Origin of the sequence: Sediminivirga luteola (assembly GCF_014639315.1) — a bacterium.
In the GTDB taxonomy this organism is placed as follows: domain Bacteria; phylum Actinomycetota; class Actinomycetes; order Actinomycetales; family Brevibacteriaceae; genus Sediminivirga; species Sediminivirga luteola.
Genome location: NZ_BMFY01000016.1, coordinates 36,450 through 50,271, shown reverse-complemented (window position 1 = coordinate 50,271; position 13,822 = coordinate 36,450). Strand labels below are relative to the sequence as shown.

The 13,822-nt window shown below is 70.1% G+C and carries 10 protein-coding genes and 1 pseudogene; 8 read left to right on the top strand and 3 right to left on the bottom strand.

Translation table 11 applies throughout. The features are described from left to right. Positions 1–131 precede the first annotated feature (131 nt). From IEW13_RS15025 to IEW13_RS17905, 4 genes and pseudogenes are all read left to right on the top strand, one after another. Entirely contained in the window at positions 132–365 is a 234-nt protein-coding gene (locus tag IEW13_RS15025; RefSeq protein WP_188551749.1) for a FitA-like ribbon-helix-helix domain-containing protein, read from the top strand. Beyond that, positions 362–817 (top strand): PIN domain-containing protein, encoded by a 456-nt coding sequence (locus tag IEW13_RS15020; protein ID WP_188551748.1) that lies wholly within the window; start codon positions 362–364, stop codon positions 815–817. The genes IEW13_RS15025 and IEW13_RS15020 overlap by 4 nt, the downstream gene beginning before the upstream one ends. A gap of 171 nt (positions 818–988) precedes the next feature. Further along, a complete protein-coding gene (locus IEW13_RS15015) occupies positions 989–2,386 on the top strand; it encodes an acyl-CoA dehydrogenase family protein (RefSeq protein WP_188551747.1) in 1,398 nt (465 codons plus the stop codon). A 143-nt stretch (positions 2,387–2,529) separates the two neighbouring features. Further along, positions 2,530–2,991, top strand: a pseudogene (locus IEW13_RS17905) (Ig-like domain-containing protein); the annotation flags it as partial. A gap of 572 nt (positions 2,992–3,563) precedes the next feature. Here the strand turns inward: IEW13_RS17905 and IEW13_RS17900 are convergent. After that, entirely contained in the window at positions 3,564–3,788 is a 225-nt protein-coding gene (locus IEW13_RS17900) for a glycine zipper domain-containing protein (protein WP_505952479.1), read from the bottom strand. 184 nt (positions 3,789–3,972) lie between these two features. On the opposite strand from IEW13_RS17900, the gene IEW13_RS17895 reads away from it, so the two are divergent. The 3 genes from IEW13_RS17895 (at position 3,973) to IEW13_RS15000 (ending at position 6,027) form a co-directional block, all read left to right on the top strand. After that, positions 3,973–4,116, top strand: a complete 144-nt coding sequence (locus tag IEW13_RS17895; RefSeq protein ID WP_505952478.1) for an LPXTG cell wall anchor domain-containing protein — start codon at positions 3,973–3,975, stop codon at positions 4,114–4,116. Positions 4,117–4,373: 257 nt separating this feature from the next. After that, positions 4,374–4,904 (top strand): DUF2087 domain-containing protein, encoded by a 531-nt coding sequence (locus IEW13_RS15005; protein ID WP_229745223.1) that lies wholly within the window; start codon positions 4,374–4,376, stop codon positions 4,902–4,904. A 76-nt stretch (positions 4,905–4,980) separates the two neighbouring features. Further along, the gene (locus IEW13_RS15000) at positions 4,981–6,027 is read left to right on the top strand and encodes an LLM class flavin-dependent oxidoreductase (protein WP_188551745.1); all 1,047 of its coding nucleotides are present in this window, start codon (positions 4,981–4,983) and stop codon (positions 6,025–6,027) included. 441 nt (positions 6,028–6,468) lie between these two features. Here IEW13_RS15000 and katG read toward each other — a convergent pair whose 3' ends face one another. Both katG and IEW13_RS14990 read right to left on the bottom strand, forming a co-directional pair. After that, positions 6,469–8,775 (bottom strand): catalase/peroxidase HPI, encoded by a 2,307-nt coding sequence (katG, locus tag IEW13_RS14995; RefSeq protein WP_373283590.1) that lies wholly within the window; start codon positions 8,773–8,775, stop codon positions 6,469–6,471. A gap of 75 nt (positions 8,776–8,850) precedes the next feature. Next, entirely contained in the window at positions 8,851–9,276 is a 426-nt protein-coding gene (locus tag IEW13_RS14990) for a Fur family transcriptional regulator (RefSeq protein WP_188551744.1), read from the bottom strand. 415 nt (positions 9,277–9,691) lie between these two features. Here IEW13_RS14990 and IEW13_RS14985 point away from each other — a divergent pair, with 415 nt between their 5' ends. Beyond that, a complete protein-coding gene (locus tag IEW13_RS14985) occupies positions 9,692–13,699 on the top strand; it encodes a TM0106 family RecB-like putative nuclease (RefSeq protein ID WP_188551743.1) in 4,008 nt (1,335 codons plus the stop codon). Positions 13,700–13,822: the final 123 nt, after the last annotated feature.

The window sequence follows — 13,822 nt, the reverse complement described above, 5'->3', positions numbered from 1 at the left end:
TTAACTAACGTCCGTAACGGGATCATCCCCGCGGGGAGTGCTCGTCGCACCGCGGCGCCACCAGCGGCCCGCACGGATTGCGGTGACCGACAGCATGAATATCAGCGATAGCGCTACAAGAGGAGGTTGCCATGCCCAATCTGCTCATACGAGACCTGGACGACTCCCTGCACCAGTGGCTCCGGGAGCGCAGCGCTCGTCACAACCGCTCCATGGAGGCTGAGGCCCGCGCCATCCTCGACACCGCCCGCAGCACCGAGGTTGATGACCCCGTGGGCCGCGTCCTGGCCCGCATGGCCGGTGGGGGCGCTGAGCCAGTCGAGGTGCCTGACCAGTTCGAGCACGAGCACGCGGACTTCCAGTGACCCAGGGCGAGCAGCCGATCGTCCTGGATACCAACGTCGTCTCCGAGCTCGCCAGACCCCGGCCCGATCCGGAGGGCCTCGCCTACCTCCGCCGGGTCAGTCACCGCACCTTGATCACCACGGTCGTCCTTGGCGAGATCTACCTGGGCGTCGAGTTCGTCGACGAGGGACGCCGGAAGACCGAGCTGCGCCGGCACGCCGACAGCGTCCGCAAGGCCTACCGGCAGCGGACTGTCCCGTTCACCGCCGCCGCGGCCCAGCACTACGCCGTGAGCTTCGCGCAGCTGAAGTCCCAGGGGCTGAACACGTCGGTCAACGACGCCTACATCGCCGCTTCGACGGTGACGTCGAAGGCGTCGCTGACCACGCTGAACGTCAAGGACTTCGAGAACTATCCCGGACTGGAGCTGATCGACCCGCGGGCCGAAGGCTCTCGCGCCGGCTCGGACTGATGCCCAGCGTGCGACGCGCGGTACACCGCAGTGCGCACGCTGGGCGCCCGCTAGGCAGGTTTGGTTGGCTCTCGCCGTGAAGTGTGTCAGCCGGTGACATCCGGCCGCGCCCGCTCCCATGGTCTTCGCGCACACTTCGGGGAGATCCCCGTGTGAAGGAAGAGGCACCCTATGCCGGAGATGAACAAGAACCGATGTCCCGCAGCCCCGGGTGATCCCGGGCGCCCAGGCAGTGTGCAGACGGACAGCGCGCGGGCCGGCGGGAGCCCCCGGGCCCGCCTGGAAGAACCCGGCGGCGTCCCGGACCGGCCGGACACGCTGGCGGGGCCGCGTGTTTCCGTCGCTGATGAGGACTCGCGTGCTCCGGCCGGCGCCGGGTACCTCCAAGGACGCCTCGCCGCCTATACCGCCGATGATCACTACGAAGCGCTGGCGGAGCGGTTCCGCCCGGTGTTCGGCAAGATCGCTGCGCGCGCCGTGGAACGAGAGCGGACCCGCACGCACGCGCACGAGGAACTGCGCTGGCTGGTGGACGCAGGGTTCGGGCTGCTGCGGCTGCCGGCGGACTACGGCGGCCTCGGCGCCCGGCTTTCGGACCTGTTCCGTCTGCTCGCCGAGCTTGCCGAGGCCGACCCCAACCTGGCGCAGGTGTGGCGCAACCACTTCTCCTTCATCGAGGACCGGATCAGCGCCACCCGGGATGAGACCACCCGCAGGTGGCTGGAGAAGCTGGCGGCGGGCACCTTCATCGGCGGCGGCTGGACAGATAAGGACGCTGGCGCCGGCGAGGTCACCACACGCCTGATCCGCAGCCACGACCGGGAGGGCTGGACGCTTACCGGCACCAAGTACTACTCCACCGGCAGCAACCACGCCGACTACAACACCGTCCTGGCGCTCACCCCCGACGGTGAACAGGCGGTGGCCCTGGTGCCTACGGCGCAGTCCGGCGTGGAAGTCCGCGACGACTGGGACGGCTTCGGCCAGACGCTCTCCGGCAGCGGGACGGTGGTCTACACGGACGCCTTCGTGGAGGACATCGACGTCATCCCCTATGCGACCCGTTACACCTATCAGTCGCAGTACTACCAGACCGCGCTCAACGCCGTCGTGACCGGGATCGTCCGCGCCATCGCCAGGGACGGCGTGGCAGCGCTGAAAGCCCGGCGGCGGGCGCACCGCAACAACGTCGCGGAGGAGCCCGCCCGGGACCCGCAGCTGCTGGAGGTCATAGGCCGGCTGGTGGCCCACGCTCAGGCCGCCGATGCGTCCCTGAAGGAGTCGGCCCGGCTGATCGATGCCGTAGTGGCCGCCGAACGCGCCGACGACGAGGACGCCCGCGCCGTACTGGCCGCCCGGTCCCAGGACGCCGTCGAGGCGGCCCAGCTGACCATCGGCGAGCACGCGCTGACCGCGGCGAGCATCGTGTTCGACGCGCTGGGTGCCTCCGGGACGTCCGCGGGCCTGGCGCTGGACCGGCACTGGCGCAACGCCCGCACGCTCATCTCCCATAACCCTCGGGTCGCCCGGGCCCGGCTGCTGGGCGAACGCGCAATCGCAGCTGAGTGAGCGCACGGGAACGATCCGGTTCCGGTCAAGTTGCGTTGTGAACCGCGTGATGTGGGGTGCAGCACACGGTTGACGCACCGGGTGGCACTCAGTAGCCTCGCCTAGGTTGATCAGGAAACATTCCCTAGGAGCGGAGCCGGTACGTGGTGTCAGCGGAACAATCGTCCAGCAGCAGCGAGCGCCCTTCGTTCCGGGGGCGCCTGTTCTCTGCTGCGGCGGTCCTGCTGGCCCTGGCCATCGCCGTCTTCGCCGCTCTGCCGTTCGCCACGCCGGCCTTGGCGCAGACCGGCGGGACCGTCACGCACATCGAGATCCAGACCGATGACGGTGAGGCGGAGGGACCGGGCGGTGTGGTCAGCGTCTGGCAGTCCATCAGCATCTACGCCGAATGGGAAGCCGACGCCGCCGCGGTGGCCGGAGACGGGTTCGTCATTATCCTGCCCGAGGAGCTCACCGGATTCGTGATGGAGTTCCCCCTCCTGGACGAAGGCCGGGACAACGCCGAGGTCGGCCGGTGCGAGGTGTCCGCCGGGCAGATCGTCTGCCGTTTCACCGACTACGTCGAGCGTTACGAGAACGTCCATGGCTGGGTCCGGTTCGAAGCCCTGGTCGAAGCCGACGCCGAGGGCGAGGACACCCTGGTCTTCCTGACCGGCGAAGACGTCGAGATCGAGGTGCCGGTCCCGGGCGGCCCGGTGCGGTCGCCCGACGAGTACGAGTTCCCCTACCCGTGGGACAGCTACAAGTCCTCGTGGCCGATCCCCTACGGTGAGGGACGCATCGGCTGGGGTATCTCCATCACCGACGACGCCTTGCCGTCAGAACCCGCCGATCTCCTGGTGGTGGACAACCTGGCCGGACTGGAGCTTGTCCCCGGCAGCCTGCAGATCGAGTACGCGCTGGCCGAGACGTGGGTCGAGGAGGAGCGCGGGCCCTGGTACGAGCTGCCCGAGTCCGGCTATACGCTGGGCGCGGACCCTGACTGGCCGCTCAACGTCACGCTGCACGATGTCGTCGGCGATGGAACGACTGTGTACCGGATCCTTTATGAGACACCGCTGCCGGAGGGCGTGGAAGACGGCGACACATTCGTCAACGACGTCCTGATCGGCGAGGTCGCGGTCTCATGGGAGCACACCTACTACGACGGCGAGGGCAGCGGTTCGGGCGACGAGCCTCAGCCGACGCCCTCCCCGACGACCGAGCCGACGACGGATCCTACAACTGAGCCGACAACGGAACCGACTACGGACGCGACGACTGAGCCGACCACGGACCCGACGACGGACCCCAGCACGGTTCCGACTACGGACCCGACGACTGAGCCCACGACGGACCCGACGACGGACCCCACAACTGAGCCGACGACCGAGCCGAGCGCGGACCCGACGACTGAGCCCACGACGGACCCCAGCACGGTTCCGACTACGGACGCGACGACTGAGCCGACGACGGACCCGACGACGGACCCCACAACTGAGCCGACGACTGAGCCGAGCACGGACTTGACGACGGACCCCACTACAGTTTCGACGACTGAGCCCGCGACGGATCCGACCGAGTCTCCTGGTGCTCCCGCGCCGAGCGTGTCCCCGTCGGTTCCGGCCGGGGGTGATCCTGCTGGACAGCTGCCCAGGACAGGTTCCGCTGTGGCGGCGGCGATGGTGGCCGGCGCGATGCTGCTCGGCCTCGGAGGCGTCCTCCTGCTATCGGTGAAGCGCCGCCCCTGAACGCCGCGCGGTCGCGGCTTCTTCGCACCGAAGTGGCAGGCTGTGCGCTGCCCGCCGGGACGCGACCCCTCGCTTGCTCGCTGGCCGCGGCCCGCAGTACTCTCGTGTCCACGGCGTGAGTCCGACGCCCAGCCGCCCCCGCCCCGGTACGGGGGAGCCCGGCGAAGGGGAGCAGATCCTCGGATGTGATCGATCCGTCGTCACGACCCGATCACGAGCATGCCGGGGATGCCGCGATCACGAGGGACGTGGACCACGTGACTTCCGACGCCGATTTCAAGAAGCTCGTCCGGACACGCATGCAGCGCACCGGCGAGAGCTACACCCAGGCCAGAGCTGCGATGCTGGCGCATTCCCCGGTACCCACCGCCTCATCAGGCGGTGTCGATCCGTCACCGGGAACCCGGCAGAATAACGACGTCCCTTCCTGGATGGCCGGCGCGGACCGGGCCTCCCGCGACTTCTACGCGCGCACGGTGCGCGCCTCCTTTGACCGGGACGGGCGCCTGCACCGCATCCCGGGCAAGCGACGCGCAAAAGTGGTGGTGCTGCTTGAACTGCTGCAGCGCTTTGAGCGCGGCAGGGCGTACGCGGAGCGGGAGGTCAACCAGATCCTCGGCGCTGCCCATCCGGACTTCGCGACGTTGCGCCGCGAACTGGTGGACTACCGCTGGATGCAGCGCCACGATGGCCAGTACTGGGTGAGCGAGGAGTGGCCGGTGTGGTCCGAGACCATCGCCCAGGAAGTGGAGCCGTTCGAATCCCGCTGGTTCATGCACCTGCGATGAGGCCCGCGGGACGCAGGAGCGGGTCTTTCGACGTCACATACTGGCCGCCGATGTCGGCGTCTGGGAGACTGCTGCCGTGCCCCTACCCGGAACGCCCTTGAAGAAGCTCGGCTTCCTCACCATCGGCCTGTTCGATCCCGATCAGCCGGCCACCGGCCACGAATCCACGTTGCGGATCATCGAACTCGGTGAGCGCCTCGGCCTCGACTCGGCCTGGCTGCGCCACAGGCACCTGCAGTTCGGCATTTCCTCTCCCGTCGCCGTCATGGCTGCCGCCTCGCAGCGCACCTCGCAGATCGAACTGGGCACCGCCGTCACGCCCCTGGCCTGGGAGAACCCGCTGCGGCTGGCCGAGGACCTGGCGACCGTGGATGTCCTCTCCGGCGGCCGGATCAACCCCGGCATCAGCGTCGGTGAGCCCTTCCACTGGGACACCGTCAAGGATGCGCTGTACCCGGACACCGCCGAGGCGGAGGACTTCAGCTATGCGCGGGTGGAACGGCTGGTCCGTTTCATCTCCGGGGAGCCGGTGCGGGACTTCTCCGGGAAGGAAGGCGTGGTCGAGGAGTTCTCCGACCGGGTCGAGCCGCACTCGCCGGGACTGCGCTCCCGGCTCTGGTACGGCGCCGGTAGCCTCCGCTCGGCCGAATGGGCGGGGCGGGCGGGACTGAACCTGCTGACGTCCTCCGTCGTGTTCGCCTCAGGTGAGGCCGATCCGGACTTCGGTGAGATCCAGGCCGGGCACGTCCGGGCGTTCCGCGCGCAGCATCCCGACGGCGAGCGAGCGCGAGTCTCACAGGGCCTGGTGGTCATCCCGACCGACTCGGCCACCGAGACTCAGCGCCGGAAGTACCGGCAGTACGTCGACCAGCGCACTCCCCGCACGCTGAAACCCTCCGGCCCCAAAGGCTTCCTCCCAGCGAAGGATCTCATCGGCAGCAGCGAGGAGATCGCCGCGGAACTGTACGCCCACGCCGGTTTCCGGGAAGTCGATGAGGTGGCCTTCGCCCTGCCGTTCAGCTTCGACGAGGACGACTACGTCCAGATCCTCACCGACATCGCCCAACGCCTCGGTCCCGCTCTCGGCTGGTCACGCGGGACTAAGGGTCCCGTCGACGGGTGACGGCCGGGATCCTCACTGACCGCGGCATTGCTGGAGTGCCAGGCGCCCGTGCCCGGTGAGCGATCGCGTGGTGACAAAACAACAGCGCAGTGACAGAACACCACCGTCTACGGCGTGGTTTTGTCACTTACGTGGTGTTCTGTGCACCACCGGCGATGAGTGCCGCGATTTCGCAGGCACGGCGTGCGGTGCAGGGGGGCGGGCTAAGGCGCCAACTGGCTCAAGCGATCACCGTTCGTTCGCCGCAGGACGCCCCTCGGCATCGACCTGGAGGCGGCGATCCTGGAGAAGCTGGTTCCCTGCACGCACGACGCCCCTGGAAGGGAACCCTTCCAGGGGCGTCGCGACCAACGCAGGCCGGTCGTCGCGCGTCAGAGCCAGCTCAGCCCTGGGGCCGTTGCACTGCTCCCGGGGCGAGCGGGCCGTAGAGCGACCGGGTCGTCAGACCGCGGCCGGTGCCGCGTTCTTCCCCGCCGGACGGCGCAGGTCGAAGCGGTCCAGCTCGGTCACCTTGGTCCAGGCGCGGACGAAGTCCTGCACGAACTTCTCCTGGGCGTCGTCGCTGGCGTACACCTCGGCGATGGCGCGCAGCTCCGAGTTGGAGCCGAACACCAGATCGGCGCGGGTGCCGCGGCCGAAGACCTCGCCGGTGCCGTCGATGGTCGCCTCGAAGGCGTGCTTGCCCGGATCGAGGGCCTTCCAGGTCTTGCCCAGATCCAGCAGGTTGACGAAGAAGTCGTTCGTCAGCACGCCGACCCGGTCGGTGAAGACACCATAGGAGGAGCCGTCCCAGTTGGCGCCCAGCACGCGCATGCCGCCCACCAGCACCGTCATCTCCGGAGCGGTGAGGGTCAGCAGGTTCGCCTTGTCGACGAGCAGGCGTTCGGCCTCGACGGTGGCGTCCGGGCCCGTCCAGTTGCGGAAGCCATCGGCGATGGGCTCCAGGTAGGCGAAGGATTCGACGTCGGTCTGTTCCTGCGTGGCGTCGGTCCGGCCGGGGTGGAAGGGCACCTCCACCTGAACTCCGGCATCGGCGGCGGCCTTCTCCACCGCCGCGTTCCCGGCCAGGACGATCAGATCGGCCAGGGAGACCTTCTTCCCGGTGCCCGCGGCGCCGGCGTTGAAGCCTTCCTGGATGCCTTCGAGCACGCCGAGCACCTTGGCCAGCTGCTTGGGGTTGTTGACTTCCCAGTCCTTCTGCGGCGCCAGCCGGACGCGGGCGCCGTTGGCGCCGCCGCGCTTGTCGCCGCCGCGGAAGGTGGACGCGGACGCCCATGCGGTGGAGACCAGCTCGGACACGGTCAGTCCGGAGTCCAGCACCGCCTGCTTCAGCTTGGCCGCATCGGCCTCGTCGATCAGCTCGTGATCCACGGCCGGCAGCGGGTCCTGCCAGATCAGGTCCTCATCCGGGACCTCGGCGCCCAGGTAACGGGCCTTGGGGCCCATATCGCGGTGGGTCAGCTTGAACCACGCGCGGGCGAAGGCGTCCTGGAACTCCTGCGGGTTCTCGTGGAACCGGCGCGAGATCTTCTCGTACTCCGGGTCGAACCGCAGCGAGAGGTCGGTGGTGAGCATCCGCGGCTCGCGCTTGCCGTCCGAGTGGGCCATCGGCACCAGGCCGTCGCCCTCGCCGTTCACCGGACGCCACTGCCACGCGCCGCCCGGGGACTTGAAGACCTCCCACTCGTAGGCGAACAGGATGTGGAAGAACTCGTTGTCCCAGCGGGTGGGGTGATAGGTCCAGGTGACTTCTAGACCCGAGGTGATCTGGTCGTCGCTCTTGCCGGTGCCGTGGCCGTTCTTCCAGCCCAGGCCCTGCTCCTCCAGATCGGCACCCTCGGGGTTCGGACCCAGGTTGGAGTCCGGCGCGGCGCCGTGGGTCTTGCCGAAGGTGTGGCCGCCGGCGATGAGGGCCACGGTCTCCTCGTCGTTCATGCCCATCCGGCCGAAGGTCACGCGGATGTCATGGGCGGCCTTGACCGGATCGGGCTCGCCTTCCGGACCCTCCGGGTTCACGTAGATCAGGCCCATGTGGGTGGCGCCCAGCGGCGAGTCCAACTCGCGGTCCCCGCTGAAGCGCTTGTTGCTGCCGAGCCACTCTTCCTCGGCGCCCCAGTAGACGTCGTCCTCGGGCTCCCACACATCGGCGCGTCCGCCGGCGAAGCCGAAGGTCTTCAGGCCCATGGACTCCAGCGAGACGTTGCCGGCCAGGATCATCAGATCGGCCCAGGAGAGCTTCTTGCCGTACTTCTTCTTGACCGGCCACAGCAGACGGCGGGCCTTGTCCAAGCCCACGTTGTCGGGCCAGGAGTTCAGCGGGGCGAAGCGCTGCTGCCCGGTGCCGCCGCCACCGCGGCCGTCCACGGCGCGGTAGGTGCCGGCGGAGTGCCAGGCCATGCGGATCATCAGGGGGCCGTAGTGCCCGAAGTCCGCCGGCCACCAGTCCTGGGAGGTGGTGATCGTCTCGTGAATGTCCTTCTTGACCTGCTCCAGGTCAAGGGAGAGGAACTCGCTGGCGTAGTCGTAGTCCTCACCCCGGTAGGGGTCGATGACCTCCGGGTTCTTGGCGAGAATCTTCAGGTTGAGCTGGCCCGGCCACCAGTGCTTGTTGCCGAAGCCCTGGGTGGGGTGAGCCGGCCCGGCGGTGTGAGCCGGGCGCGGGGCGTCGCCGTCGTCGTGGATGACGGGGCAGCCGCCGGAGCTGGAAGTCGGTTCGCCGGCGGGCGCAGGCGCGTCGTTCTGCGTCACGGATGTTCCTTTCGGTGGGGCGGGGTTGGTGTCGGTGCGGACGATGGGTTCAAGGGCGCCGGCGGAATCACTCGGTCACTCGCGTGCGGCGCGGCAGGCGGGGCACAGGCCCCGGTAGACGACATCGGCGTGGGCGATGTCGAAGCCGTGGTCGTGGTCCGGTGACAGGCAGGGTGCCTCACCGGTGGCGCAGTCGATGTCGACGATGGTGCCGCAGGACGTGCAGACCAGATGGTGGTGGTTGTCCCCGACCCGGCTCTCATAGCGGGAGACCCCGCCGCCGATGTCGATGCGTCGCAGCAGACCGGCCTCGGACAGCGCGCCGAGGCAGTCGTACACCGCCTGCTGGGACACGCTGGGGAGGGCCTCGCGGACGGCCGCGAAGACCTCGGGCGCGGTGGCGTGGGGGTGGTCCCGGACGACGCCGATCACCGCCTGACGCGGGCGCGTGACGCGCAGGCCAACGCTGCGCAGCTGCTCCACGGGATCGGTGAGGGTCATGGCACAAGCATGCCGCATTTTCTGGAGTCATTCAAATTTGCGGCGCGCCGGCAGCGGGTGGAGCGCGGCGCGGGACGGGATGGAACGGACCTGGCAGGGCGTAGGGCCGGGCGGCGCGGTGGGCCGGGCTCAGCGCGGCGCGGGACGGCGTGGTGAGGCTGCGGTGCGGTCCGGCCTGACGGTCGTGCAGCCAGGGGCCTGACAGCGGGCGCCGCCGCTGCCGGGGCCGAGGGTCGATCCGGCGAGCGCTGCCGCATTGTCCCCGGTGGCTGTCGCAGGCGCAGAGTTTCTTGATGCTCTCATGTGTCGACGCCCTCGTCCCGGTCTCGCGGTCCGCGCGCTGGACCCAGCCGGAGCTGTCCGTGCGCTCGGATACGCTCGACTCAGACCACTACGGCACGGGCGGGAGGACGGCGTGTTCAGGGCCGGAGAACGCATCATCGTCTCCGCGAGCGACATCGCGGCGGCCTCCGGCTGTGCCTTCGCCACGGCGCGCAGAGTGGATGCCCTCTACGGCCGCGGCGAGCCCGTGCCGGGGCAGCGGGACGAGGCGATGCTCGCGCGGACCGCGCAGCTCGGCGCCGAGCACGAGAGACGGCTCCTGCTGCGGTTCCAGCGGCAGTTCGGCACCTGGCAGCCGGGACAGCCCGGCGGGGTGCATACGCTCACCGACCATCCCAGCCGGGACCCGGCTGCCTTGCGCCGGCTTCACGAGGAGACACTGACGGCCCTGCGATCCGGCGCCGATGTGGTCTGCCAGGCCACCTTCTTCGACGGCGAGTTCAGCGGCCGGGCCGACTTCGTCGTCCGGGCGGATCGCCTGCCCGGGCTGCTGAGCGAGCAGACCTCCGGAGGCCCGTTAGCGGCCAGCGCCGCTGAGCGCCTCTCCGGCTCTTCGAACGAGCAGCCCGGCGAGCGTGGCGGAGCGCATGCGCTGCCGTCTCCGGCCTACGCCGTCGTCGATGCCAAGCTCGCCCGCAGCGCCAAGGTCTCGGCGCTGCTCCAGCTCGGCGCCTACGCCGACCAGCTTCAGCGTGCCGGGATCGCCGTGGCAGACCATGCGTACCTCGTCCTGGGCACCGGCAGCTGGGAAGGGTTCCGCAGCTCGGACATCCTCCCCGTCTACCGGGAACGGCGAGCCGAACTGCGCCGGCTGATCCAGGTGCTGACGCCGGACCCTGGGACGCCCAGGCAGGACAGTGCCCCCAGCGGCCCCGTCACCTGGGGCGATCCGCGCTTTCCCGCCTGCGGAAGATGCGAGGTGTGCGAGCCCGAGGTGCACGAGCACGACGATCTGCTGCTGGTCGCCGGGATGCGGATGGATCAGCGCAAACGCCTGCACGCGCAGGGCATCGCCAGCGTCACCGCCCTGGCCCGCCGCCCGCAGCCGCCCGCTGGCGTCCCTGCGGGTCTCTGGCATCAGGCCCGCATGCAGCAGGGAACCGGATCCGCCGACGGCGTCATCGGCGGAGTGGCCTACCTGGTGCAGAACGCTGCGCAGCTCGGGGCGATCCCCGCGCCGAGCCTGGGCGACGTCTTCTTCGACTTCGAAGGCGATCCGCTCTACACCGAACCGGGCGGCGGCAATGGTGCTGCCTCTGCTGCCGGCGCCGCAGAAGCCGGACTGGAGTACCTCTTCGGCATCATGGAGACGCCGGAGGCGGGGGAACGGCATGGACGCTTCGTACCCTTCTGGGCGCACAGCCGCGCGGAGGAGAGACAGGCGCTCGCGGACTTCCTCGATTACGTCCGGCAGCGCCGGGAGCGCTGGCCGGACATGCGGATCTACCACTACGCGCCCTATGAGAACGCCGCGCTGAAGCGGCTCGCCGCCAGGCACGGGCTCGGCGAGGACGCCGTGGACGAGCTGCTGCGTGAGGGCGTCCTGGTGGACCTCTACCCGGTGGTGCGCAAGGCACTGCGGGTCTCACAGCGCTCCTACAGCATCAAGAAGCTCGAACCGCTCTACATGGGGGAGGAATACCGGGAGGCGGACGTCCAGAACGCCGCCGACTCCGTGGTCGCCTACGCCGAATACTGCGCCGCGCGGGACGCGGGCCGCCAGGACGAGGCAGCACGCATCCTGGAGGGTATCCGCGAATACAACCGCTACGACTGCCTCTCCACGCTCCGCCTGCGTGACTGGCTCCTCACCCTGGCAGCCGAACGCGGTATCGTCCCAGGCTCGCTGCTGCCTCCGCGCGGCGAGGCCGGTCATGGTTCCGAGGAGCCCGAGGATCCGGCCCTGCTGGAGAAGCGCCGGGAACGCGAGGCCGCCGATGCCGCCCGGGCCCGTGCCGTCGCGGCGCTGGAGGAGTACGCCGGACCGCCGGGCCAGCGCACCGCCGATCAGCAGGCAGCCGCCCTGGTCGCGGCCGCCGTGGAGTTCTACCGGCGGGAGGAGAAACCGCAGTGGTGGGCGCACTTCGCCCGGCTCACCGCCCCGGCCGAAGACCTCGCGCAGGACCGGGACGTCTTCACCGTCACCGGCGCCGAGGTGCTGGACGACTGGCACACACCGCCCCGGGCGCGACTGCAGTCCCGGCGGCTCCTGCTGCGCGGACGCTGGGCGGAAGGCTCCGCCGTGCGTCCGGGCGCCTCGGTGCTCAGCCTCTACGAGGACGACGTCCCAGGCCTGGCCCGCAGCAGCGGGGGCGGCCGGGCATGGCTGGACGGCACCGTGATCGAGGAGCTGGAGAGCCACGCTGACGGCGACACCGTCATCGTGAAGGAGAAACTCAAGACCGGGATGGAGCCCTATCCCGCGCTACCGTCCGCCCTGACTCCAGGCCTCCCCTTGCGCACCGACGGTCAGAAGGCGGCCGTAGCGGAAACCGCCGAGCAGCTGGCCCGGACGCTGCCGGAGCTCCCGGACGACTGTGCCCTGGACATCTTCCGCCGACGCCCCCCGGTCGTACCCGGCGGGCTGCCAGCGGTCCCGTCCGACAGCAAGGAAACGGGTCTGCCTGGCGCGGCCGGCGGGGACACGGACCTGCCCGGTGCGGCCGGCGGGGAGACAGGCTGGGCCGGGGTGGTCAGCGCGGAGGCAGCCGCGACCGGCGCGGGCACGGATGAACCAGGCCCGGACAGCGCGAGAAGCCCAGGTCCGGACGTCGGCGCATCGTCCGGTTTCGTCGCACGGGACCACGCCGAGGCGATCGTCCAGGCCCTGCGCGCCATGACCGGCTCCTACCTGGCCGTTCAGGGGCCGCCGGGAACGGGCAAGACGTACACCGGCTCGCGGGTCATCGCCGCCCTCGTACGGGAGGGCTGGCGGATCGGCGTCGTCGGGCAGTCCCACTCCGTCGTGGAGAACATGCTGGCCGGGGTGATCGCCGCGGGCGTCCCGCGGGAGCACGTGGCCAAGAAAGCCGAGAGCGGCCGCGCGCGCAAGGACGACGAGGGCGCAGATGATTCCGGCCCGCTCAGGTTGACCAAGACCGCCGAATTCCCCGCCTTCCTGAGCGCCGCTGGGAGGACCCGCGGCGCAGCGCCCGTCGCGGGTGCCGCAGGTGCCGACGTGGAAGACCCAGGCGGCCCGGGCCGCGTCATCGGCGGCACCGTCTGGGATTTCGTCAATCCGAACAGGTTCGAGGACAAGCAGCTCGATCTGCTCGTGATCGACGAGGCGGGCCAGTTCTCCCTCGCCAACACTCTCGCCGTGTCCCGCGCCGCCCAGCGGCTGTTGCTCCTGGGAGACCCGCAGCAGCTTCCCCAGGTCAGCCAGGGGCTGCATCCCGAACCCGTCGACGCCTCGGCGCTCGGCTGGCTCGCCGCGGGCCATGACACCCTGCCCGCGGAGTTCGGCTACTTCCTCGCCGAATCCTGGCGGATGCATCCGGACCTGTGCCGGGTCGTCTCCCGTCTCTCCTACGAGGGCCGGCTGCGAGCTGCGCCGGCCGCCGCGGGCAGGCGCCTGGAAGGGATCGCCCCGGGTGTGCACACCGTGCTGGTCGAGCATGAGGGCAACGCCACCGCCTCGGTGGAAGAGGCGGCCGAGGCGGTCCGCCGGGTGCGTGCGCTCCTCGGCACGCGCTGGGACGCCGGTGCGGCCGGCCCGCGTCCGCTCGGGCAGCAGGACATCCTGATCGTCGCGGCCTACAACGCTCAGGTCGGCCTGATGCAGGACGCGCTCGCCGCGGAGGGCCTGGACGAGGTCGCCGTCGGCACCGTGGACAAGTTCCAGGGACGTCAGGCGCCCGTTGTGCTGGTCTCCATGGCGGCCTCCTCCCCGGAGGAGGTGCCCCGCGGCATGGAGTTCCTGCTCTCCCGCAATCGCATCAACGTCGCCATCTCCCGGGCGCAGTGGGCCGCGTACATCCTGCGGTCGCCCCGGCTGACGGCGTACCTGCCCAGCACGCCCCGAGGACTGGGGGAGCTGGGCGCCTTCATCGGTGTGGGAGAAGCCGCAGGCCCTGGCTGAGGCACAGCAGGATGTCAGCGAGGCGTGCCGAAGGACCCCGCTGAGACACGCCGCCGTGCCCTTCACACCGGCACCGCCAACCCGCGTGCACGCCCGTGGCCACGTCGTCGCCGCCCCCAGAGG

Bases quoted from the DNA above. Each gene is read 5' to 3' on its own strand.
- IEW13_RS15025 (WP_188551749.1), top strand. From the start codon at position 132: ATGCCCAATCTGCTCATACGAGACCTGGACGACTCCCTGCACCAGTGG.
- IEW13_RS15015 (WP_188551747.1), top strand. From the start codon at position 989: ATGCCGGAGATGAACAAGAACCGATGTCCCGCAGCCCCGGGTGATCCC.
- IEW13_RS14990 (WP_188551744.1), bottom strand. From the start codon at position 9,276: ATGACCCTCACCGATCCCGTGGAGCAGCTGCGCAGCGTTGGCCTGCGC.